This is a genomic window from Spiroplasma turonicum (assembly GCF_001262715.1).
In the GTDB taxonomy this organism is placed as follows: Bacteria; Bacillota_I; Bacilli_A; order Mycoplasmatales; family Mycoplasmataceae; genus Spiroplasma_A; species Spiroplasma_A turonicum.
In genome coordinates this window covers 845,076-870,114 of sequence record NZ_CP012328.1, presented here as the reverse complement: position 1 = coordinate 870,114, position 25,039 = coordinate 845,076, and the positions used below count along the sequence as shown (strand labels likewise).

At 21.8% G+C, this 25,039-nt stretch carries 24 protein-coding genes; 19 read left to right on the top strand and 5 right to left on the bottom strand.

Annotated features, from left to right (window positions below):
* Positions 1-109 precede the first annotated feature (109 nt).
* On the bottom strand, positions 110-1,024 hold the full coding sequence (locus tag STURON_RS03825) for an alpha/beta hydrolase (RefSeq protein ID WP_075048562.1): 915 nt from the start codon (positions 1,022-1,024) through the stop codon (positions 110-112).
* A 141-nt stretch (positions 1,025-1,165) separates the two neighbouring features.
* Between STURON_RS03825 and STURON_RS03820 the strand changes: the two genes are divergently transcribed.
* Together STURON_RS03820 and STURON_RS03810 are read left to right on the top strand one after the other, a co-directional pair.
* On the top strand, positions 1,166-3,424 hold the full coding sequence (locus tag STURON_RS03820) for an ABC transporter substrate-binding protein (protein ID WP_075048561.1): 2,259 nt from the start codon (positions 1,166-1,168) through the stop codon (positions 3,422-3,424).
* Between the two features lie 139 nt (positions 3,425-3,563).
* Entirely contained in the window at positions 3,564-4,592 is a 1,029-nt protein-coding gene (locus STURON_RS03810; RefSeq protein ID WP_144416196.1) for an SLAC1 family transporter, read from the top strand.
* A gap of 11 nt (positions 4,593-4,603) precedes the next feature.
* On the opposite strand, the gene STURON_RS03805 is transcribed toward STURON_RS03810, so the two are convergent.
* Positions 4,604-6,052: an MATE family efflux transporter gene (locus tag STURON_RS03805; RefSeq protein WP_075048558.1), complete on the bottom strand. Its 1,449-nt coding sequence runs from the start codon at positions 6,050-6,052 to the stop codon at positions 4,604-4,606.
* A 172-nt stretch (positions 6,053-6,224) separates the two neighbouring features.
* On the opposite strand from STURON_RS03805, the gene STURON_RS03800 reads away from it, so the two are divergent.
* The 9 genes from STURON_RS03800 (at position 6,225) to STURON_RS03760 (ending at position 14,497) form a co-directional block, all read left to right on the top strand.
* Positions 6,225-7,523: a glycosyl hydrolase family 18 protein gene (locus STURON_RS03800; protein WP_075048557.1), complete on the top strand. Its 1,299-nt coding sequence runs from the start codon at positions 6,225-6,227 to the stop codon at positions 7,521-7,523.
* 377 nt (positions 7,524-7,900) lie between these two features.
* Complete coding sequence (locus STURON_RS05805; RefSeq protein WP_158500521.1) at positions 7,901-8,074, top strand: hypothetical protein; 174 nt, start codon at positions 7,901-7,903, stop codon at positions 8,072-8,074.
* Positions 8,075-8,437: 363 nt separating this feature from the next.
* Positions 8,438-8,797: an ATP-binding cassette domain-containing protein gene (locus STURON_RS05660; protein ID WP_158500520.1), complete on the top strand. Its 360-nt coding sequence runs from the start codon at positions 8,438-8,440 to the stop codon at positions 8,795-8,797.
* A 666-nt stretch (positions 8,798-9,463) separates the two neighbouring features.
* Positions 9,464-10,096 carry an ABC transporter permease subunit gene (locus STURON_RS03785; protein WP_144416195.1) on the top strand — a complete coding sequence of 211 codons (633 nt, stop codon included), beginning with the start codon at positions 9,464-9,466 and terminating at the stop codon, positions 10,094-10,096.
* A 177-nt stretch (positions 10,097-10,273) separates the two neighbouring features.
* Positions 10,274-12,328: a hypothetical protein gene (locus STURON_RS03780; protein ID WP_075048554.1), complete on the top strand. Its 2,055-nt coding sequence runs from the start codon at positions 10,274-10,276 to the stop codon at positions 12,326-12,328.
* Between the two features lie 119 nt (positions 12,329-12,447).
* A complete protein-coding gene (locus STURON_RS03775) occupies positions 12,448-12,765 on the top strand; it encodes a hypothetical protein (protein WP_075048553.1) in 318 nt (105 codons plus the stop codon).
* 450 nt (positions 12,766-13,215) lie between these two features.
* Positions 13,216-13,551 carry a glycoside hydrolase family protein gene (locus tag STURON_RS03770; protein ID WP_158500519.1) on the top strand — a complete coding sequence of 112 codons (336 nt, stop codon included), beginning with the start codon at positions 13,216-13,218 and terminating at the stop codon, positions 13,549-13,551.
* A gap of 152 nt (positions 13,552-13,703) precedes the next feature.
* Positions 13,704-13,913 carry a hypothetical protein gene (locus STURON_RS03765; protein WP_075048551.1) on the top strand — a complete coding sequence of 70 codons (210 nt, stop codon included), beginning with the start codon at positions 13,704-13,706 and terminating at the stop codon, positions 13,911-13,913.
* Between the two features lie 404 nt (positions 13,914-14,317).
* A complete protein-coding gene (locus STURON_RS03760; protein ID WP_075048550.1) occupies positions 14,318-14,497 on the top strand; it encodes a hypothetical protein in 180 nt (59 codons plus the stop codon).
* Here the strand turns inward: STURON_RS03760 and STURON_RS03755 are convergent.
* Positions 14,494-14,697, bottom strand: a complete 204-nt coding sequence (locus STURON_RS03755; RefSeq protein WP_075048549.1) for a hypothetical protein — start codon at positions 14,695-14,697, stop codon at positions 14,494-14,496. The two genes, STURON_RS03760 and STURON_RS03755, sit on opposite strands and share 4 nt — an antisense overlap.
* A gap of 89 nt (positions 14,698-14,786) precedes the next feature.
* Between STURON_RS03755 and STURON_RS03750 the strand changes: the two genes are divergently transcribed.
* From STURON_RS03750 to STURON_RS06035, 4 genes are all read left to right on the top strand, one after another.
* Positions 14,787-15,116 (top strand): hypothetical protein, encoded by a 330-nt coding sequence (locus STURON_RS03750; protein ID WP_075048548.1) that lies wholly within the window; start codon positions 14,787-14,789, stop codon positions 15,114-15,116.
* 251 nt (positions 15,117-15,367) lie between these two features.
* Positions 15,368-17,353, top strand: a complete 1,986-nt coding sequence (locus STURON_RS03745; protein ID WP_075048547.1) for a hypothetical protein — start codon at positions 15,368-15,370, stop codon at positions 17,351-17,353.
* A 36-nt stretch (positions 17,354-17,389) separates the two neighbouring features.
* The gene (locus STURON_RS03740) at positions 17,390-19,162 is read left to right on the top strand and encodes a hypothetical protein (protein WP_075048546.1); all 1,773 of its coding nucleotides are present in this window, start codon (positions 17,390-17,392) and stop codon (positions 19,160-19,162) included.
* Between the two features lie 568 nt (positions 19,163-19,730).
* Positions 19,731-20,177: a P-type ATPase actuator domain-containing protein gene (locus STURON_RS06035; protein WP_075048545.1), complete on the top strand. Its 447-nt coding sequence runs from the start codon at positions 19,731-19,733 to the stop codon at positions 20,175-20,177.
* 116 nt (positions 20,178-20,293) lie between these two features.
* On the opposite strand, the gene STURON_RS06030 is transcribed toward STURON_RS06035, so the two are convergent.
* The gene (locus tag STURON_RS06030) at positions 20,294-20,437 is read right to left on the bottom strand and encodes a hypothetical protein (RefSeq protein ID WP_470406634.1); all 144 of its coding nucleotides are present in this window, start codon (positions 20,435-20,437) and stop codon (positions 20,294-20,296) included.
* 586 nt (positions 20,438-21,023) lie between these two features.
* Between STURON_RS06030 and STURON_RS05700 the strand changes: the two genes are divergently transcribed.
* A complete protein-coding gene (locus STURON_RS05700; protein WP_158500518.1) occupies positions 21,024-21,200 on the top strand; it encodes a hypothetical protein in 177 nt (58 codons plus the stop codon).
* Positions 21,201-21,218: 18 nt separating this feature from the next.
* Here STURON_RS05700 and STURON_RS05960 read toward each other — a convergent pair whose 3' ends face one another.
* Positions 21,219-21,341, bottom strand: coding sequence for a hypothetical protein (locus STURON_RS05960; RefSeq protein WP_269078823.1), 123 nt, complete (start codon positions 21,339-21,341; stop codon positions 21,219-21,221).
* Positions 21,342-21,407: 66 nt separating this feature from the next.
* Between STURON_RS05960 and STURON_RS03725 the strand changes: the two genes are divergently transcribed.
* The 3 genes from STURON_RS03725 to STURON_RS03715 all read left to right on the top strand — a co-directional run bounded on the left by STURON_RS03725 (position 21,408) and on the right by STURON_RS03715 (position 24,875).
* On the top strand, positions 21,408-22,409 hold the full coding sequence (locus tag STURON_RS03725) for a hypothetical protein (RefSeq protein ID WP_075048544.1): 1,002 nt from the start codon (positions 21,408-21,410) through the stop codon (positions 22,407-22,409).
* 43 nt (positions 22,410-22,452) lie between these two features.
* Complete coding sequence (locus tag STURON_RS03720) at positions 22,453-23,442, top strand: energy-coupled thiamine transporter ThiT (protein ID WP_075048543.1); 990 nt, start codon at positions 22,453-22,455, stop codon at positions 23,440-23,442.
* An 83-nt stretch (positions 23,443-23,525) separates the two neighbouring features.
* Entirely contained in the window at positions 23,526-24,875 is a 1,350-nt protein-coding gene (locus STURON_RS03715; protein WP_075048542.1) for a Sapep family Mn(2+)-dependent dipeptidase, read from the top strand.
* Positions 24,876-25,039: the final 164 nt, after the last annotated feature.

Here is a 25,039-nt window from a genome sequence, read left to right as displayed (position 1 = left end):
TTAATCATTATACTAATATTTTACAATCATAAGTCTTTAATAAAAAACTAATGAATTTTTTAAAAATGATTAATTTAATTAAAAGAGATAAGTAATTGCTTTTATTTTTTTACTTAATTCCATTTATAAAACTTAATATATCTTTATATACTAACTTATTATTATTTTCAAACAAAATGTCATGTCTCATTTCTTTATATAGTTTATAACTTGTATTTAAATTATATTTTTTATATAAGTTATTTAATTTAATAATTCCTTTACCAAAATCACCAACACTATCTTCAACACCAGACAGAATTAAAATTGGCAAATTATTATTAATTGCTTTTATATTTTTAGTATTTTGTATTTCTAATAATCCAGTGAATAAATCTTTGAAAGCAGCACTAGTAAATATTCCACCTGAAAGTGGATCGTTTATTGCTTCAGAAATATTTTGTTTATTTATGCTCAATCATTCTAATCCAGTATTTCCTTCTTTTTCAAATTTTTTATTTAAAGGTTTATAACTAATTTTTCAAACTTGTTCATCAAAATGATAATTACCATATTTAATTTGATTATGAGTTGCTAGTTTTTTTCTATGTTTCAAAAATCATTTGCCATAATATCCAGTTCCTGTCATAATACAGCCATTGATTAACGAATTATATTTTGAAATAAATCCTCTTAAAACAAAACTACCTAAGGAATGCCCAAGAACAAATATTTTCAAGCCTTTATAATTAATTCTTATGTAATCATTTATTGTTTTAACATCATTTACAATTTTAGTTCATCCATCAATTTCTGAAAAGAACCTTTTATTATTTTCATTACAAGTTTTGCCATGACCTCTTAAGTCAAACCCAATCACAATATAGTTATTAGAGTTAAGATATTTTATAAAGTCTTTATAAAATAAAATATGCCCACAAGATCCATGAATTATTTGAAATATACCTTTTGGATTAACTACTTCATCAAAAATGTATGTATGAATTAGTTCATTATCATATGTATTTAATTTAATTTCTTTCATTCTATTTATTCCTTTAATATTTATTTCTCAGTTAATTATAAATATATAGTAAAAATATATGTTAATATAAATTATATTGGAAAATACTCTAAAAAATAAATTAATTTAAATAATTTTTAGATAATAAAAGGAATAAAGTATATGAAAAAACTATTAAAAACATTTTTTAACTTAAATTTGTTGTGTGCACCAATAACTGCTACTATTGGATGTGGTACAAAAGATATTGATCCTCCCCATACGTTAAAAACAGTTACACCTGCTAATCCAATGCATTGACTTGCTCCAAAAGCTTTACAACAAAGTGATTTTTATGTTTTAGCAAATATTTATGCAACCCCATTAGCAACTGATGAATATGGTAGAGAATATGGAGATTTATTTGAACTCACAAATAAAAATTACTCAAATAATGACCCTTATATTGGTGCTCATGATAGTGACTTAAAAATTTGAACATATAAGTTAAGAAATAATGCAACTTGAAGTGATTATAATGGAAATAAAGTAGCAAATGTTACAGTTAATGATTTTTTAAATACTGCTAAGTTTGTTTTAAATCCAGAAAATACTGCTGATGCATATTTCTTATGAGATTTTTTTATTGTTGGTGCAAGAGATTTGTATAATGAAGCTATTGAAAATAAAACAAACTTTGAGGATTTATTTAATAAATTTGTAAGTGAAGGTAAACTTGGAATTAAAGTAAATGAGAGTGAACAAACAGTAACATTTGAATTATTAAAACCAGCACCTTATTTTGAAACTGTCTTGACTTATTCAGTTTTTGTACCTACAAAAGAAGAAACATTAATTGATATTTCAATGGATAATGACTTTAAAAAAGGTTATTACACAGGAGCCTTCCTGCCAAAAAACTATATTATGGACAATTCAATTGTTTATGATAAAAATCCAAACTATCATTTTGCTGAACAAACCAAAATTAATAGAATTAAGCAATACTTAGTTAATGATGGAAGTATAAGTAAAAAAAGAGAATTATTTGAAGCAGGAACTTTAAATGATTACATAATTGATGTTAATGATAAAGCTGGATTTGAAACTTTAGTTGGAGATGTAAATGAACCTAAAAAAACTCCAGGACTTGTTGAATATGACAAAGACCATCCAGAGTATGCAGATACACGTCTTTTATTATTTAATTATTTAAATTCTGATTATTTCACTCAAAAGGATAAAACAGAATCTATTTTAAAATCTAAATTATTGCAAGTTACAGAAGTAAGAAAATTTATGTTTGAAAATTTAGATAAATCAATTTATGGTAAATATTATTCTGAATTATTTGATGATTCTAAAGTATCAAAAAATGTAAGAAATTCATATGTTCCAGATTCTTTTAAATTTACAGAAAATTCAGTTACTAAAAATTATCATGATTATGAAGCGGAATATTTGAATACTAATAATTTAGCAAATAATATAACTGGTAATGACTTAAGTGATGGCAATGATTATCATTGGTCTAAAGCACATAATGATAACATTAATATTGCAAGTGAAGAGACAAATAATGTTAATAATCTTAGAAACTTGCTTTCAACAGTTGATAAAGATTTAAGTGAAAAATTAAAAGATAATGGAAAAATTCATTTAAATGTATTTTTAGATCCAACAAGTAAACTTACTTTTAATAAAAATGTTTCTGAAATGTTTGCAAAATTCAATGTTATAAATAATAATCCTATTGCTTTAGATGTAGAAACACCAAATACTTTTTTAGACTTTCAAGAAAAAATTAATTCAGGAAAACATGACATAACTATATCTGGATGATTTCCTGATTATGCAGACCCAATGAGTTATTTAGCAACACTGAAATTGGATGGTCCACATAGAAGCAAGTTTAGATTAGGTCAATTATTTCAATTTGATGATAGTAATACTCCACTTGATTATAATAATTCTTCTGATGAAGAATGAAAAAAACTTGATAATAATCATAAGGAAATGTTTGAAAAATTATTGGTTGGTTATAATTCTAAAATAGAAGTAAATAAATATGGAGAAAATTTATTTAAAAATAGATTTAATTCTTCAAAAGAATTAGAATCAATAGATGCTAAAAAGGAATGAAAAGATCGTATAAAAGGTTTTGCTGAAAACGAGGCTAACACTATTTTTAAAGATTATTTTGCAATGCCTTTAATTAGAAAGAGTCCTGAAAAAACTTTTTGAATTAGTAAGTTATTACCTTTTAAAAATCCATGAGTTTCGTATGGTCTAAGTCCTCTACAATATGCAAATTCTGAAGTAACAGATGAATTTTTAACTTATGATGAAATAGAAGCATTAAGAACTTCACACATTAAAGAAAAAGAAGAAGTGAAATCTGATATTACAAAGCATCGCAAAGGACTTGCTTGAAGTATTTAATATTAATTAAAAAAATGATAAATTAATTTTTATCATTTTTTTTTTTTTTTGTATTTCAGTTGAATTATTATATTCTTTAAAATTTAAATTAATTTTATAGAGTCTTAATTTATAATTATTATAAATAAGGAGTGGTTTAATGCAAAAACACAAACTTTTTTTTACTAACATTCCCTTTTCTATACTTTCAATATTGCTTGTATCATTAACTTTGAGTGGGGCATTTAAAATTATTATTCCAATTGTTACATTGGATAAACTTTTAGATTTTATATTATTAACCATATCAGGTTCATTATTTATTTTAATTATTATTAAAATAATTTTTCACATAAAGGATTTATCTAAAATTATCAAAAAAAACAAAGAAAGTGTACCTTTTTTTGGATTTGTTACAATGAGTATTTTAGCTTTTTCAAAATATTTTTTATCTAATTCAACTGATTCAATTATTAATTATAATATAGGTCTTTATTTATGATGATTTGGACTAATTTTCTCATTTTCATTTTTATTATTTTGAGTTTTTTTAAATATTAAAAATCTTAGTTATAAAAACTTCAATCCAAGTTGATATATTCCATTAAATGGTTTTATAGTATCAAGTACGTTTGATATTAAATATTTAAATAAAGATTATTTTAATTTGTGATTTGTTATATGATTATTGTTTTTTATATTATTCACTATTACAACAATAAATCTATTAATTAAGTACTTAAATAATATTGATAGAAATGAATGCAGTAGTTTTTTTATTACATTTATTGGTATTTACAGTTTATTGATAATCACATATTTTTATACCTTCAAAAATACTAATTTCTTTTTAGATAATTTATTAATTGTAATTGGTTTTATTCCAATCATTTTATCATTTGTTTTATATCATTTGATTTTTATAAGTTTAAAAAAAGAGTTTTTTCATTTTAAACATATAAATTTATGCTTCCCTTTAGCAATGGCTACTATGGAAAAATGAATTTATTCACAATATTTTTTCAATTTAGATAGTTTGTCTGTCTTGAAAAAAATATTTTATTATACTTTTATTATAGATATTATAATTACAGCTATATTTACACTATATTTATTAGGATTTATTTTATCTATTTATATAAAAAAATACATTAATTTGCATAATGTTAAAATTTTGAATAATAAATAATAGTTCTTTCATTATTCAATTATATGTATATATCTTTGTCATTTACCTTTTAATCATCGACGTACATATACTATTGAACGAAGAAGGGGATCAACAATAACTGCCGCATAAATAAGTAATAATCCAGGACCTTCAACAATATTAAAACCTTTTACTATTATGAAAGGTAAAGCTACCATTCCTAGTCCCATTGTTATAAATGAAACTATAATTGGAAATCATAAATCACCAACGCTCCATAATGATCTTAATAAAGTCATGTTTACGGTATCAAATAAAATTTTTATAGCATATATCGCTAATAATGAAACACCTCAAGGGATTGCTGTATCTTTTGAATTTAATATATATAAAAGAGGATAACTTATTGCAATCATTACAATATTAGATATTAGAGTTATTAAAATTGCGGCTTTTCAACAATTTATTGCAATTTCATAAGCTCCTTGTTTATCTTTTTCACCAATTTTTCTTGAAACAAATACTGCAGTAACAGTTCCAATAGCTTGGATGAACGCGGATGAATATTGTCCAATACTATTGGCATTTCTGTGTAATGTTATTCAGTGATTTCCAGTTCCTAAATGAAGTTGGCCAATTGCAACAGATGTTCCAAAATTACAAATATTTCATACACCCATTTCAATTGTAATAGGGAGACCTGTTTTTAATGTTTCTTTAGCGTAGTTCCAACTTAATTGCTTATGTTTATTAGTTTTAAAATCAATGTATTTCAAACACATAAACAACATAAAAATAATTTGAAATAGTCCAGTAATAGGTAAAACTAAAGCACTATAAACTGGAGGAATATTAGTTGCATACAATAATATAGAAATTAATGATAAGTCAATTATATTTGCTAGCATTGTGCCAATTGTAACAACTCTACTTTTTTTAATTGATTGTAGACCTGCTACAAAAACTTGATAAACAGACATCATTAATAAATTTATATTTGTAAAACGATAATAATTAGATACATAATCTAGTTCTTTTGGTTCTAAGACAAATTTTCCACTTGCATCCATTATTGGTTCATTTGAACTAGCTTCTACTCATCCAACAATATAATCGCTTAAAATTGTTACTAATAAAAATATTGGTAACATAATGGCTAAATTTACTAATATACCAGTAACAATAACTCTTGAAACCTCATTTTTTCGTCCTTGACCTATCAAGTTACCAGCAACAATTATGGTACCTGTTGCAATTAAACTTGGAACAAATTGTAAAGTATTGTATGCTAATACTGCTTTTGATGTTCCTTCAGCATATGCACCGTCCTTATAATTGTTAATAGCAATTAAATTAATTTGAGATATTAAAATTGTAAACAATAGTTGAATGAAGATTGGTATAGCCATACTAAATATATCTTTTGTGTTTTCAATTTTATAAAATGGAACCTTAATTTTTTCAAAAGGTTCATAATTAGTTTCTTTTTTATTAATCATATTAACCTCTAAATATTATTATTTCTTTTATAAATAATATAATATACTTTTAATAAAAATTAGATTAAAATCTTAAATAATATTAATATATTTTATTAAACTCATAATAAAAAGTAAAACTTTATTGTTTTTAATAATTATGTTATATATGTTAATCAAAAGAGGATATGTTATGAAAAAAATTTTATCAATTATATTAGCAATTAGTTTAGTATCTTATTCTTTAAACTTTGTTATTTCATGTGATTTTGGTTCAATAAATAAAAATCCAAATGAGAACCCAACAACACCAGAAAACCCAACAACACCAGAAAACCCAACAACACCAGAGAACCCAACAACACCAGAAAACCCAACAACACCAGAAAACCCAACAACACCAGAAAACCCAACAACACCAGAAAACCCAACAACACCAGAAAACCCAACAACACCAGAAAACCCAACAACACCAGAAAACCCAACAACACCAGAAAACGAATGAAGTTATAAGAACTTACTTGTCGGTTATTGATATGATTGAGGAGGTTCTTATCAAAACTCAGTTAAACTTAAGGATATTGATTTAAGATATGATGTTATCAATTTATCTTTCTTATATGCTAGTAGTGCAAACCAAATGCCTGTATTCAACCCTAATAATCCTTCAGAAGTTAAAGAAGGAGTAAACTATCTTCATTCTAAAGGGAAAAAAGTATTAATTTCTATGGGTGGACAAACAGGCTCTGAAATGCGTTTTAATGAAAATAATAAGAATGACCTTAAAAAATCAATTTTAAATGTTGTAAATTATTATGATTTAGATGGTCTGGATATTGATTGAGAAGGTAGTTGCTTAACTGACAGAACTAGTCAAAGAATTACATCTGAAGTATTGATAGATATTAAAAATGATTGACAAAAACAAAACAAACATTTTTACATAACAATGGCTCCTGAACTTCCATATCTTAAAAATTCAACGGAGTCTAGTGGAGGTAGTTATATTCCATTTTTTAAACAACTGGAGAATTATTATGATTGAATACAACCTCAATTTTATAATGGATGAGCATTTGGACCTTATGTTGAACAAAGTGAATCTGAAGAATTAGGATTAAGTTTACATTCAATTGTTTCAAATGATGATTTTGATAAAAGAGCAGAATTTTATTATTTAATGACAAAATATTTAACTACTAAATATAGTAGATTAAATGATTTTTATATTATAAAACCTAATAAATTTGTTCTAGGTGCTTCAACAAATGAACCTGCTGGAAGAGGTGGTGCTTATGAAAATGCTTTAAATAAATGTTATAATCTACTTAAAGATAACAATATAATTATAAGAGGTCTTATGACTTGGGCTATAAATTACGATGCATATGAAGGACAAGTCCCAAGTGTTAATAACCAATATATTATGTTTTATAAATGAAGTTTTGCAAAATGATACTCTAATACATTTTTTAAAAATAAACAATTATAAAAGTAATTTATTATATTTATATATTAAAATATAAATATTTTTTGAATTTAAACAATTACATTAATTAGTTTATAATTAATGTATAATTTTGTAAATTGATCTATAAGATAAAGATACAATCTAATATTGTATTTTAAGATATTTATATATTTTGCTTAATTTCGTAAAAAATTAATAAAGGAATCAAAATGAAAAATTATTAAAAAACAACTTAATACTTTCTATACTTTTAATTATTATTTTAGTTTCAGCTATTGATTTTTTCATTGATAATAAATCATTATCATATATTTCTATTAAATATATTGTAAAAGAATTTATTTTATATTTTTTATTTATAGTTGCTCAAATAAAGTTTTGAATAAATATTAATAATAATGATAATCAGTTTCATAAATGGTCAAACAAATAATTTAATTAAATTATCTTTTTTTGATTTATTTAATACATTATTTTTAATAATAAATATTGTAATTGGTATAATAAATCAAGTAGTCTTTAATTTTGTATTAATGTTTATGATAATAACTTTAATGACTATTTATTATTAATAGTATTTATTTTCAAAAAAGAGTTTATAGCATATTTATTAAACCTATATACAAGTTTTTTAAATTATGTAAAATTCAACTTAATGTGAATAAAAATGCTTTTAAACAGCATAATTATTCCTATAATAGAAAAGCTCTCGTGTCACAAAAAAGATGTATTAGAATCAAAAATGCTTTATATTTTTTTTGAAAAAAACTTTAGACCAAAAAAATTCAATAATAAACTATAATGTGATAGACAAATCTCTTTTTTAAAATTTTGAAGATGAGGTTCCATTAACAATATAGGAAATAAAGTAAAAAAAGTAAATAAAAAATTTAATAATAATTATGGAATATTTGAAATTGATTTTGATGTTGAATATGGCAAAATTTTTTGGATATCTTGGTCCAAATGGTGATGGAAAATCAACTACAATAAGAACTATTCATGGTTTTATAAAATCAAGCAGTGGTTCAATTGATGTAAGTTTAAATTCAGAGAATCAAGTTAATAATATAATTTGAAATGATTCTTGAAAAGATGCAAATAAAATCAATAGAAAAGTTTGTTATGTTCCAGGAGAAATATCTTTTCCATTAAATATAACAGGTATTGAACTTATTAGACAAATTTATTCTTTAAGAAATTTGAACAATAGAAATTATGTTATAGAGTTAATAAAATATTGTGACTTATATGCGACAGTTAAAATAAAAAAATTGTCAAAAGGAAATAAATAGAAGCTTGCTTTGATAATTGCATGAATGCATAATCCCGATAAAATTATATTAGATTAACCAACTTCTGGTTTAGATCATTTGATGCAAAATAAATTTATTGAACTTGTAAAGAAAAAAATAATGGAAAAGCAATTGTCTTATCATCTCACATTTTTTTCATAAGTTGAAAAAATATGTGATTATGTATCAATAATTAAACAAGTAAAAATTGTATCACCAATAAATATTAAACAAATTGAATTAACAGTTCCTAAAAAATTTGACTTAAAATTTTTAGAGAATGTTCAACTAAAGGATTTTGAAAAGTTTGACATTTTATAAACTAATGATCATCGTTTACTTTTAGATGTGAAAGCAAATCAATTAAATGAGTTTTTAACTTATTATTTAAATTTAATATAAAAGGTTTAAAGAAATACCATTTAGTTTAGAAGAGTACTTTATGAACTTTTATAAAGATGAAAACTTCAAAAAAAGTATTTAGAAAAACATTTAAATATAAAAATTTCTAAAAAAGAATCAAAAAAATCAATTGAGTTATTTAAATTAACTTAAAAAAAATTTTATAAATTTTTATTAGTTATCACAATTACTTCATTAGTATTATCTGGTGCAGTTATTGCATATACATTATTTTCTAAAAGTGATCTTATTAATGATTCTAGTTTGAGTATTAATACAAAAATTCAGTCTTTAATCGTTGATTTAATTACTGGACCTGGTGGACTTGTTTACATGTTATTATTGATTTTTACAATTGTAGTTGGAATTTTATTAGTATGCAATGAGGTTGAAAAGGGTAATTTAGTAAATATATTAATCACAAATCAATTTAGAAAAATTGTAATTTTTACTAAAATGTTTGATTTTATTAGTAGTATAACTTTTTCAAATATATTAATTTATTTTTTAACAATTTTATTATTTTTAATCTCAAAACAATCACAAGGAGTGGATTTTGTTTTAATTACTATTCACTTTATTGGATTTTATTTAGCATTATTAGCAACATCATCAATTATATTTTTATTCAGTTGCTTATTTAATAAAATTATTTATACATTTTTAGTTAATGGAGGTATTTGTATATTCTTCTGAATAACAAACATTCTATCACAGGCTATTCAATCATTAAGTTGATTAAAATATTTCAGTTTAAATTCCCTTTATAATACAAATATTTCTGCTTTATCTGATGTTAAAAGCTTTATATCAGGATTATTTATTTTGTTAATAATTTTTGTGTTGCTTTATGTTTCATCATATTATATATTTAAAAGAAAAGATTTATTATTGTAAAATTTTAATATACTACTTAAAATCATTTAATAATCATTAAATGGTTTTTTATATGGTTTTAGAAAATATGTTTTAATTTTTAATAATATTTAGAAAAAAATAGTTTAAAATATAAAATATATGTTTGAAAAATATAACAATAAAGTTTATAATAATAAAATATCAAGGAGTTTTTGTATGAAAAAAATATATAAATTATTGTCATTAATTTCAATTACAGCTTTTACAACATCAACAGTTGTTGCTTGTGGTAGTATTATACCTTCAAAACCAAATAGTTCTACTCCAGAGGAAAACCCAAATAGTGGAAATGAATCTAATAATGGAAACAATGAAAGTAATGTAATTTCTCCATTAATTAAAAGTCTAAAATCAGAAGTTAATAATGCAATTCAAAATAACTTAACTAAGACAGCAAGCAATCTTTATCAATTAGATGCATTAAATAGTGCTGAAATGTCTACTTTAGATAATAAATTTTTAAAAATTGATGTATTAAAAAAATATAAAGGTAAAAGTATAACAGACCCAATTGAATTAGACGAATATCAAAAATCAGACTTAACTAATGACACTAAAAAGTTATTAGAATTTAGTACTTTAATTTCAGAAATAAAAAAAATTTATTATAAAGAAGAGTATAAAGTATTAAATTATTTAGATAATATTAATGAAGTATTTGATCTAAAAATTGATTTTGGTTCAATACGCATTATTTTTAATCAAGAAAACTTAATTTCTGCAAATGTATTGTTTAATTATAGTTTTGACTTAAATTATAAAGATGCTGGAAATCAAAAAAGCACAATGAACTTTAATAATAATATGATTTATGGAGTTACTTCTGATAAAGATGTTAGTGTTGCTATAAGTAAAGTTTTAAACGAATTAAAATCTGAGGGTTTATTAAATAATCAAACATTCAAAGACTCTTTTGCGTTTGATTATCAAAAATTTAACATTCCACAAAATAATAGGGTAACATATAGTGATGATACTAAATACTTAGTTGATTTAGAAAAATATGTAAATACTGATGATTACAAAAAAAATATATCAAGCGTATTGAATAATACATATTTATCAGAAAGCAAAAATAAATTTAGTTTTGTAATTGATAAAAACGACTTCTTTGGATCTTATAGAAATTTACAAAAGTTAGACTCTGAAAAAGAATATATGTCTGATTCAGAAAATAAAAGTAATTACCCTTTAGTTTGAAAAAGTAAAGAAAATTATGAGAATAAAGACTATTCATCACAAAATGTTTATGATTTGTTTTTTAGAGAAAATATATTAAAAGAGAATGATACTGTAACTTTAAATAATGATGGTCAACAACAAGTAAATAAAATTCTATTAGATGTTGTTAAAAATTCCTTTAAAGTAAATATTTCGAATTTATATAACAAAGAATTAACTGAGATTAAAAGTTTAAATACAAAATATAGTATAGATGATTTAAAATCTAATAGTAACTTATATAATAGTATTCGTTTAGGTTACTTAACATTAAAAAATTTAAAAATAAAAATAGGAGAGTTTGAACAATTATTACCTTCATTTGATGTTCTATGTTCATACAGTCCAAAAGAAAGCGAAAATGTAATACCATATAACTTAGCAAATTCAGAAATAAGTGATGATTTTTATAAGCAAAGTGTACTTTTTGCTTCTGTTTATTATAATACAAGAAATGGTATAAAAGCTATGAAAAGAATTTTTGATTTTCATGAAGATACTGTTAACGAAACTTATGGTCATAGAACTAATGGTTCAAGACTTGATGGTAAAGGTTTATCATTGACTACATTTTCTGGTAATGCAAGTAAAGAAATACCAAGTATAAGAGTAAATATATGAGATACAATGGTTCTTCCTACTTCATTATACAATCCAGATTTAGTATCAAAAAATTTATCAAATAGTTTATCACTTAAATATGATAGTCAAATCCAGTTTTCAGAGTATATGAAATATATTGGTAATCAAGATGTTTTTGAATGAAATTTTGATTTTAGTAATATGTATCTTGAATATTCTTCTTCAAAAGGTTTATCTCTTGTTCCTAATTTCTTTCACATGGATGGTGTAACTCATTATTATGGAAATTTAAAATTGAATTTTATAAATATAAAGTTTGATATCGACGAAAATATATATCCAAATGGAACTGTTGCATACTGAGGTATGTGATGATGAAGATTAAACATCATAGGTAGAGTTTCATAGTTAATATAAATATAAAATTTAACTTTTATTTTAAAATAATTTAATCAACTTTTATAATTATAAGTTATAATATTATAAGTTTAGGTTAATACCTAAATAAAATAGAAGGAATATAATTTATGAATGATAACACAAAACAAAGTGGAACTATGCTAGCCGCTTATATCTTTATGATTTTATCAACAATATCATTATCTATATTTGTTATAACACTTGCTTGAATGATACCGATGACACTAGCTGTTAAATCAAGAATTAATCAATATAAACCTAGTGTGGGATTAGGTGTTTGTTGCTTATTCTTTACAGGTATTTTTTTCTTAATAAATGGAATTTTAGTATTAGTTACAAATGAAAATAGTTATGGTAATGTAAATACAAATAATGCTAATAATTTAAATCAAAATGAGCAACAAAATCAAGCAGTAACACAATAAGAATACAATTTGATTTATTAAAATCTCTTCTTATATTTTATTTAATATACTTAGAGATTTTTTTTAACTCTTAATTCATTAAAAATTAACATTTTAATTATAAATTAATAAATTAGTGTATTTATATACATTTTTATCAGTATTTTATAAATTTATGCTCATTCTATAAATTTAAATAATATATAATAATTTTATGTTTAATTAATTTTACATTTTAATAATAATTTGGGTGTATTAAAAAAAATTAAGTGCATTAGGGGTATAATGTTTAAATGGACCTTTGTGTTTATCTATTTTGTCTTGTAATGCTAATAATAAAAAAAAGATGATGAAATCATATTTTATAAAAAAACAAATACTACTTTAATTGATGGTTCAAAAACCATAAAACCAAATCAAGAGACCAAGTATTTAAACAAATTTCATGTTGATGCACCAGAATCAAAAGATGTGTTAAATGATATGCAAGGTGCTTTTTTTGACGGGAAATATTGACATGTATATTTTTTATATAACAAAGGTGCAAAATATAATGAAAATGGTGATCAAATAGGTGAGAATAATACTGAGTGGTATCATATGCTAACAAAAAACTTTATCAATTGAGAATATAAAGGTTTAGCTGTAAAAAAATGAAACCCAAATAGCTGAGTAGATGCAGCTGGTGGTACTATATATATAAATAAAGAAAGCGATTTTAATGATAATAAAACAAAAAACGGAAGAGTTGCAATTTCAACTGCATATATTGGGCCAAAAGGTCAAAATGTTTTAGCTTATTATTAATCACCAGGTGATAATGATGGTAAGGGAAACTACTTTGTTATAATTTCATTGTATTAAATGGTGCAGAACCAATATTAAAAAATAATAAACTAGAAGTAATATATCCAGATTTCAGAGACCCACATTTTTTTTAAAAAGATAATAAATTTATTATGTATGTTTCACAACTTGATAAGTTTGGTGTTTATGAGTCAGATAAACCATTAGGTGAGTATCATTATAAAGGTAGTTATGAAGCAAAACATCCGATGGTAGGATTTGCTAATGTATCTGAATTAAATGTAAACGGAAATAAAGATGAAAAAAATTTGTTGTGATATATGGTGGTAATGGTAATGATAATGGTCAACTATCATATGTAGATAATATTGGTACTGGTATATATTATTATGTTGGTCATTTAAATAAAGATTTTATTTTTATTAAGAATAAGAACCTAAAAGACTTGACTTTGGAGTAGATTTTATGAAGCCAGCTTTTTTGAAGATACTAAAGATAGCAAAGATAATTTAGGTTATCATTTAATTGGTATAGGTTTAATGAGTAGTTTAGATTATAACAGAGTTGTCCCTAATGCAGGCTATTGGGGTAATATGTCACTTGCAAGAAAATATCTCTTATTAAGAATGATAACAATCAATACTCATTTAAAAAAAGTTTTTTTGATTATGATGATAAAGATATTACTTCATATGGTAATGAAAATTAATTTGAAGACAGAACTTTAAAAGGTGGAAAATATAAATTAGAATTAACACTAAAAAATATGAATAATAAAAAAGGAATTACTGATTTAATATTTAATAATGAAACATATACAAATAAAATACAATTAAATTTTGATGATAATTCAACTTCTTCTTATAGATCTTCTTTAGACAAAACTTTAGAAGATAATAATGGTCTTATACAAAAAATAACTTATAAGACAATTATCAATAATTAAAACACTTCAAAAATAACTTTGTATGTAGACACTACTTCAATAGAAGCAATATTACCTGATGGTTCAACTATTTCAATGTTTAATTTTCCTGTTGGTTCGTAAAGTAAATTTAGAAAAAATACTAGTATGAAGAATTCAAAATATATAATAAAATCAGATTTTTTAGGTTTTAAAAATGTAAAAAAACTAAGTCAGTTCAATTTTTTATTAATATTTTCACTGAAGTTGAAGGAATTTATAGACTAGAAATAAATTTAAATAATTTCAATGCAAGTGATGAAAAATTGAATTGACAATTAATGCTAATCTTTATGATGTAATTATAATTTATGATTTTAATTTAAACAAGATCTCAGTAAAAAGAGTAACTATTTATAAAACGCTTTCAATTAAAAAAGAATTTATAAATATAAGAGAATATAATTCAAATCTAAAAGACCTAAGTAATGGAAAAATGGAAATTTTACTTGATAAAACTGTAATTGAAATGAAAATGATTGATGGTTCAACATTTACTTTACTTAAGTTTTTAGAAAATAATGATATTGAATTATTAAATTTTGACATTAAAAATAGTACAAATATAAGTTATGATTTATATGATTTAAAAAACATATAATTTATATAAAATATTCAGCATAAAAAAAAGGAAACTAATAATAGCGGTGTAAAACCTCTAGTTTATATAGTTTCCTTTTTTAGTAGTTTAAATATATATTAATTAAATAGAAAAGTTTTTAACTAATAGTTTATAAACATTCACAACAAGTTTTATTAATTAATTATTATTAGATTTTTTATGAAACCTCTTGTTTTTTTTTTTTTTTTTGTTAAGATAAACACATTATTAAATAGATAGGAGTTTATTTTATGAAAAAATATTTATTATCAATAATGAGCACAGGTTTAATATCTTCACCGATCAGTTATGTTGTAAGTTGTAACACAAAAGTAAATGATAACTCTGATGAGAACTGTGAAGAAAATCCTAACAATGATTTAGGAGATTCTTATGAAACGATTAAACAAGAATATTTAGAAAAAATTAAAAAGTTAATTAATATAGAAGTAAAAAAAAGTATTGTTAATTGAACTGAACAAGGTGGAACTATAAAAAATAAATTCTTTAATAATAATTATTTAAAAAAAATTTTAGATTATAAAAATGTGGGTAGAACAATTGAAAAATCAATAAGTGAAGTCTTGAAAAACAATTTAGAAGCTAAAGAAAATTTTTATTATGATTTAAAACAAAAAATAAACTTTAATTTAATTATTGATGAAGTTAGTAAAGTTGCAAAAGATCCAAAGTACTCTATTTTGGTAGGTGGTTTAGAAAAAAATAAACTATTATCTATTGATCAAAATTATTATGAATCAAAAGATAAAAAATCAATATTAAAATACTATGAACCATCAGATAAAGTTAATAAAGATATAAAATATATATCAGTTCTTGAAAACTTTGAAATAAAATTTCAAATATTTTATAAATCTAAATTAAATAATTCAACATTAGAAATTGAACCAACATTTGGAAAATTTAATTTTACAGTTACCACTTATGAAGCATTATTAGATTATATAAATAATCAATTAAAAGATATTAAATACAAGTTTTTTATAGAAAGAGATTCTATAATTAAAACATCAAAAAAAACTGGAGATTTATTTGAAGATAAAGATGTAATTAATTCTAAATATTTAGATTTATTTAAAAAAGATAACAATTTATATAAAAAATTAGAAGAAATCATAAAACCTCCAATAAACAATGGTTTAGAAGTTAAAATAAAAGATGATGCTGTTAATGATGGAATTGTAGATAACTTAGATTCTTGAGATAATGAGTATACTTCAAAAAATTCACCTCCAAATTATTTTAATTGGAAGAATGATTTTAAAAATATAGGTAATGATGACCTTGATTCTAATGAAAAACTTTATGATTATATATTTAAAAATGATAAGTATATTTTATCTGTATATGATTATATAAAAGAAAACTATTCAAAATGATTGGATACCTATATTGAAAAAGTTAATTATGAAGATAGCGAGACATACAATAAAGAAGATTTCATAAAAGTTTTAAGTAAAACTGTTAAATATAAAAATGCCCCTATTAAAAACTTAGAAATTTTAATTGATAATGGTAAATTTAAATTTGATGTTCCTAATTTCATATTGGCAGTTGGATATCAAATAGATGATAACTTAATAGATAAAAATAATACAAAACTGATTTATGGTACAACAGAAAATCTTTTAAAAGGTATCAAAACATTTAAAGAAACTTTTGGTGTGCAAGAAACCTCTAATGATTATAAGTTAATAAAATTTAAAGGAGTATTTAAAGATTCCACAGGTAATAACTTAAATATATGAGACTCTTTAAACGAAAAATATATTGATCCAGATGGTAATGGTGAAAGTAATGAAAAACATGAAAATTGATTAAAAATAGTCTATACTAATATTTTAGATAAATTTAATAAATTTTTATCACTTGAATTAACAGATAGTCAAGATCCAAATACTACTTTAATACAAAAAGAGGCTAAACATATTATAAATAAACAAGGAAACCAAAACATTTTTGAATGAAAGTTTAGTAAAAAATATAAACCTTATGTTAGGCTGCTTAAAAATATTGGTGATGTTGATGTAAAAAAATTAGATAGTGAAAAAAGAGATACAAAAGGCATTACTGTTGATGGTTATTATATACCTGTAAATTCTTTTGCAGATGTTGAATTCAAATTGGATTTTATTAATGTAGTTTTCAGAATTAAAGAAATGTTTAATTCAAAAAATGGTAAAAGATTTCAAAGTTTAATTGAATTAGGTGAATAATTTAATTCTTAAGTCATTACTTTATAGGAGGTGGTTATGTCAAAAGAGGCCAGTACAATCAAGATTAAAATTAAGGATTTAATCAATTTTTTTTATAGAATTCTTATTCATGAAAAAGTTTTCGTTATTTATTTTATAATAATAAACTCTTTTTCTTTATTAGTATCTGTTCTTTTTTCTTTAATTAAATCTGGTGAAACAAAAAATTTACTCTTTGATTTTTATGTTATCATTTTTATAAATATATTTTTATTTATATTCATTATTAAGATTATCAATTTCTTTTTTGTTAGAAAAATTGAAGATAAAACAATATTTGTTGTTATTGCAAATTCATTTTCAAGAATTAGATTCTTTATAACACAATATTTTACTTTATTGATTATTATTACTTCGCCAGTTTTCTTTTCATACATCATGTTTAATATTGTTTATATATTGTCTAATGACTTTACTACTAATAATTTTGTAATAAAAAAAACACTTGTTTTTATGTTATTTTCAATAATATTAGAAATAAGCCTATTTAATTTTTTAGTTTTTCTTATTTTATTCATTGGTAATCAACCAACATTAGTTATCTCTACACTACTATTATCATTTTCCTTTGTAGCCAACATTCCAGCCAAACTAATTTGAGAGAGCGAAAAAGACAAAATTTTTACTTTTAAAGATTTTAATAATAATGAATCTTATGATATTTATCAAACAGATGTTTATAATTCCATCGCTTTAGAAGGTCTAATTATAAATAAAAAAATAAAATATAAAAATCTTATTCACTCCTTAAACCATTATCTAACTAACTACAGTAGAAATGATAATATAATATTTACAATTAATAATTTAAACAACAATAATTTAATTAGATATAATGAATTTTGAAAAAATGAAATGGGTATAGTCGTACCTTCCAAAAAAGAAATAAGTTTTGATGGAATATTATTAACTAATTCTAAAAAAACAAGTCTAAAAAAATGATCATTAGGTGATAAAATTAAAATTAATTTATCTCTAAACTCCTATTTTAAAAATGAACACCAAATAAGAAAGTTATTAAATTGTACTAGTAGTGAAGGCATAAAAAGTAATATTGCTGACTTTTTATCCTTTAAAAGCGATTTAAAAAAAACTATTATAAATATCCCTCAACAAAAATATAATCTTTTTGGTGATTATTTATTTCTGTCAAACAATATTAACAGCAATCAAATAATTAATTTAAGTAAAAATGAAAAAATCGATTTAGATGTAAATGATATAAAATCTATTTTCAATTTTATAATTGCAGGGGTGAACCCTATTGATGACAAAGACTTTACAATTAGATATTCAGAAGAACTTAAAAACTATTTTTATGATAATATAATTAATGATGAAATGTTTTTAACAAGAATACTTGAAAATTATTTAATTTATTATACAACTCATTATTATTATTCGACAAACTATTCATTGGTTCAGAATGATACTCTTAGAAGTTATTTAGATATCAAAAAAAAATTGAACATTATGAATTTTATAAACCCTTTTTATTTGACCTGAGTTTTTTATACTAATAAATCAGGTTTATATTATGATGACATATGATTTAATCCAAACAGTACCTCTTTAATAGAATTAAATAAACAACAAAATTTATTTTTACCATATATTATATTCGATTTAAAAAATATAAATAATAAATTTGATCAAAACTCCTTTAATAATTTTATTGATCCATCTTATTTATTTATTACTTTATTTCTTATAAGCAAGCTACTATTTCTTTCAACAATTAAAAAATTCAACAAAATAGATTTTAATTAAAAAATATTAATCACCATTGCATTTATAGTTTTGAAACGAATTAATAATATATGAAAAAAACAATTTAATTCTTTATAGTTTTATTTAAAAATTATAAAGAATTTTTATTTGATTATTTTCATAATAAAATTAGATAAAGTATAGGTTTTGAAATAATAAGTAGAAGTTTTTAATAAATAAATTAAAATATATTTTAACTTTTTAACAAAGCAAAAAGGAAGATAAGCAAACCAGTATAAAATTACTGGTTTTTTTTGAAAGAAATTAAATAATGCCAAAAATAAATGATTAAAATAAATAATGATAAATTAAGTTTATTGTAACTGATGTTGATGCAACATTAAATTCTTTTGACAAAAATTTACAAATTAAAATTAGGTTTTGAAGGTATATAATTGAAAGTTAAAAAAGCATCCATTTATTTTTTATTATTTTTTTGAGTTGTAGGTATCATGGTTTTAATTTTATTAAAAAGACTTATTACGAAATATTTGTTTAAAAAAATATAGGTATGATAAACTAATATTTTTATCAACGCAAACATCTATAATATTTATCAGTTTATCAATTGGCAAATAATTTATATCCAGACTTAGTAGACTTTGGAATTTTTGTAATTTTATTTGTCAAATCTGGAGATTATATAACTAATAAAATAAAAGGTTTTGTTTCTAAAGATTTAAAAAGAATAACATCATTAATACCAACAAGAGTAATAAAAATTTCGAATAATCTTGAAGATTATGTAAATATAAATATCGTTAATGTTAATAATGTTATTAAAATAAAATCTAATGAAATAATACCATTGGATGGAATTTTATTAAATTATAAAGCAAATGTTAATACTCAAATTATTGATGGAGAAAATATTTCTAAAACATTTTTTAAAAATGATTTTATATTTTCAGGAATGAAATGCAAATCAGATAGCTTACTTTTATTAGTTAAAAACAAAAATACTGATTCTTTTATTAATAAAGTTATTACAAAAATTTTGACAATTCAATCTTAGAATTCTCAACTTCAAACTATAATTGATAAAATTAAAATTTATTTTACCCCATTAATTGTATTTTTATCTTTATTTGGATTTTTAATATCTTATTTTTTAATTAATAAACATAATCTTTATGTTTCATTAAAAATATTAGTTACTATATTAGTTTCTGCATGGCCCATGTTCTTTAGGAATAGCAATACCATTGCAATTATGATTGGCTCAACAAAAGCTGCTAAAAAAGGTATTACTTTTAATAGACAGAATCATTCCAAAAGTTCTCTTCAGTATATGTAGTTGCATTTGATAAAATTGGAACATTAACAGATGGTGAAATAAAAGTTAAAAAATTTACACGAAATATAAAGTTTCTCGAAATCATAGTATTAATTGAAAAACAACTAATACACCTTATAGATACTGGTGTAATTAACTATCTTTGAACAAGCAATATTAAATTAAATAATGATATATTAGTTGAAAAAATAGATAATCAGACATTTTTATTAATAAAAATGAATATAAAATTTTACCAATATCTGATTATAATTTAAACTTTAAAATCTAATATAAATATTGATTTTAATAAAATAGAAAATACTACATCTTTAATTATTGAAAATAATATTATTGTTGCAATGATAGAGTTTGAAGATCAATTTAGAAATAGTTCATATAATTCAATTAAAACAAAAAAATGGGCTTGGAAGTTGTTATGATTACTGTTGATAATATAAAAGTGGCTCATACTGTTGCTAATTAATTGAATATAGATAAAGTATATGCTCAAAAAAGTATAAATGAAAAGCTTGATATAATTAAAAAAAAATCAAACTAATAGTAAAAAAGTATTATATGTTGGTGATGGAATTAACGACATACTTGCAATTCAAAAAAGCCGATTTGTCTATTTCGGTTATATCTAAAAAAGCATTTTTAAATTTAGAGTCAGACATTAATCCTTTAAATCCTGATATAAATCTAATATCAGAATCAATAAAGCTTGCAAAATATACAAAAAAAACTAATTTACACTAACTTATTTTGAGCATTTATTTATAACATTGTTGTTATACCATTGTCAATTACTGGTTTATTAACTCCAATAATAGGAATGTTTATAATGTTTTTTTCATCAATATTAGTCTTACTTAATACATTAATATTTAAATGAATCAAATAATATTTTTTTATAAGACTTTTTGATTATAATATTATAAGTATAAAGTTTTAAATGGAGTAAATATGAAAGAAGATTTATATAATAAAATTGATGAATATTTTAAAACTGATATGGTACTAATAAAAAATTTGAATTATTTATATAAAGTTTCACTTACTTATAAAATAATCTCAACATTAGGTTTAATTATTACATTTTTAGGGTTTTTAATGATATATGTTTTAAAATTTGATATTAAGATTAAATCAATTATTTTTATTATTGGTATAACAATTGTAATAATAGGAATTTTTTCTTTATTTTTTCTTATTTTAATTTATTTTTTAAGTGATAAAGCTAAAAGACGAGAGAATTTAATTATAAAAAGACAATTTGATAATAAAAAAATGTTTAAAATTTATAATTATTTTGCATCAGTTTATCTAAAAGATATTAATATTAGTAATTTTAACTTTTTTTATAATAATAATAAAGAAACTAGAAAAGGTATTGAAAACACTATTACATTTATTTATAAAAACAACGAAATAACATTTTATATTGAAAAACCTGTGAAATTACCAAAGGTTGATTTTTTAATGAGTATTGATATTGAAAATACGATAGTATTATTTCTATTAATTTTATTTATTAAGTCTAGGTATAATTGTGTAAGTACAATGTATATTACAACAAATAAATATGACAGTTCATTTAATGATATAAAAGTTGAAAAAGTTAAATTAAATAGGAGGTCTTTTAAATCAGAGTCTATTGTTTTTAACAAAAACTATAGAATTAATGTTGATGCCAATGATATTAAGGGACCTTTATTTTTATCTCCTAAACTTATTGATAAAATATTATCATCAAATCATAAAGATTTTTTGGAAATAGGATTTAATGAAAAAGTTTATTATAAAAGAATGTCAGTTTTAAAAAATAATATAATTGAACAAATAGGAATACTAAATTATTCAACAATTAATAGTTATAAAAAGTTTAAAAAACAACTATTTATAAAGATAGTATCTGATTTCGATAGTATTAAAAAATCATTAGATCTAATTATTGCGACTATTTAATAATAGTTTATTATTTTTAATTTTTTAAATGTATTATTAAAGTATGGAAAAAAATGAATTTAATGATATATACAATAATTCAAAAATAACTAAAAATCTAAAAATATTATATGTATCAATTACATTTTCTATTTTAAGACTTTCATTATTTATTGTTCTGACTTATTTTTTGTTAAATAAATTAGTAAATACAACAACAGAAGTTTATGAAGATAATTCTGTTTATGAAGTTCCAATTAACACCACTATGAAATTTACTTTTATTTTTATGTTTATATTTGCTTTATTTATATATGTAATATTATCAATAAATTCAATAATAAATTATTTTTATAACACTTATGATTTTAAATCAAATATTTTTAGTTCAATAATTGCACTTAACATTGAAATACTAGTTATTTATTTAATTAACTTAAGATTTAATAAAATGATTATAAGTAAAGATAGATTAAAAATAATTGACATTACAATAATTTCATTACTGCTTGCATTATTTGAAATTTTTGATTTTGTTACTGGTTTAGTACCACCAATCCCATTCGGTATCACTTTACCATTTAAATATATGATCATTTTTTTTGGTTGCTATTTATTGAGTTTTTCAAAATCATTATTACTATGTTTATTATGTGCTTTTATAACATTAATTAATCCAGCAACTTATAAATTATCTGTTTTACAATTTTTATTTGACTATTGAATACCAACAGTATTAATGTCAATTAGTTGTTTTTTTAAACCTAAAAAATCAACTAATAATAAAATGTTAAGAGCAATTTCTTTTTTAAACTTTATTATAATACCTTTTATAATTATGTTTATATGTAGATCAATAAGTGGTGTTGTTTATTGATTAAATCCTAATGTTAATGGTGATGTATATTTTGAATTTAATTGAGATAATCGAGTTGCTTACTCTTTTATTTACAATGGTATAAATACATTATTTGATTTAATAATATTATTATCAACAGTTCCATTGGTATGTACTACACTTGACTTTATAAAGCAAAAATATTATCCTGATTAAGATAAAAATTAATTTTATTTTTAAATCTTTAAATAACAAATACATTTTTTTATTTATTGTATAATACTTGAGGAGGTAGAAAAATGGAAATTAATAAAGACATATTATTAAATGAATACTTTCAAGATGCATTGGAAGAAACAAAAAAAGTAGTATCAATGCCTTCTTATAGAAAAATTGCTGAAAAAGGTACACCAATTGATCAAGATATTAGAAATGTACTTGATCATTGTATAAATTTATGTAAAAGTTTTGGTATGAAAACATTTATAGCTGATGATTATAAATATGGTTATGCTGATTATGGTAATGGTGAAAAACTATTTGGTATTATTTGCCATCTAGATGTTGTTCCTCCTGGAAATATAACAGAATGAAACAATCCTCCTTTTGAACCAATTGAAAAAGATGGAAAATTATTTGGTCGTGGCTCATTTGATGACAAGGGACCAACAATGATGAATTTATTTGCATTTAAATATTTAATTGATAATGGTTTTGAACCAGACTATACAATTAGATTTATATTTGGAACTACTGAAGAAACTACTTGAGAATGTATGGAATCATATGTTGCTAATGAAAGAATTTGTGATTTAGGTTATGTTCCAGACGGACATTTTCCTGTTGTTTATGCAGAAAAATGAATTGATGATATAGACTTAATAGGTGAATATGATTGTGATTTTGAAGTCATGGGTGGAGAAGTTTATAACGCTGTAAATGACTTGGTTTATTATAAAGGTGATAAAATCAATGAAATTCAAAATTATTTAAATGATAATAATATTTCAAATTACCTTGAAAATGATAAATTATATGTTAAAGGAGTTGCAAGTCATGGTAGTTTACCTGAAAAGGGTGTTGCTGCTTCAAGTTGATTATTAAAAGCTATGGATTATATAGGAATAAAACACCCATTAGTTCAATTTGTTGCAAATTACTTTCATTTAGACCATAATATGGAAAAAGTATTTGGTAAAATAAATGATGAAACTGGAGATTTAACTGCTTGTAATGGAATTTTAAAAATTACAAATAAAGATTTTAGATTTACAATTAATTTTAGAGTTCCTTGTACATTTGATCCAAGAAAAGATATAAATGATAAGTTAATCAGTTTTATTAAAGATTTTGATATGGAACTTATAGTAAGTTCTATTGAAAATAGTGTATATTTTGCAAAAGATAGTGATGTTGTTAAGAAAATAATGTCAGTTTATCAAGAAGTTACTGGAGATTATAAATCAGAACCAATCGCAATTGGTGGGGGTACATTTGCAAAATCAATGCCAAACATGATCGCTTTTGGTGCTGAGTTTAATATTGAAGAATCTACAATGCACGCTTATAATGAATATGTAAAAATCGATGAATTGAAAAAAATGATTGAAATATATGCTAAATCTATTGCAAAATTAACAAAATTATAATTTTTATAAAAGCAGTATTAATTACTGCTTTTTTTTATATACTATTAACCTTCAAACTTTCAAATAATGTTTAATTTTTAATATCTTAAAAACAATTTAAGTCTCATTATTAATAATTATAATTACATTTATTTACATAAAATATTCATAATTTTATTTTATGT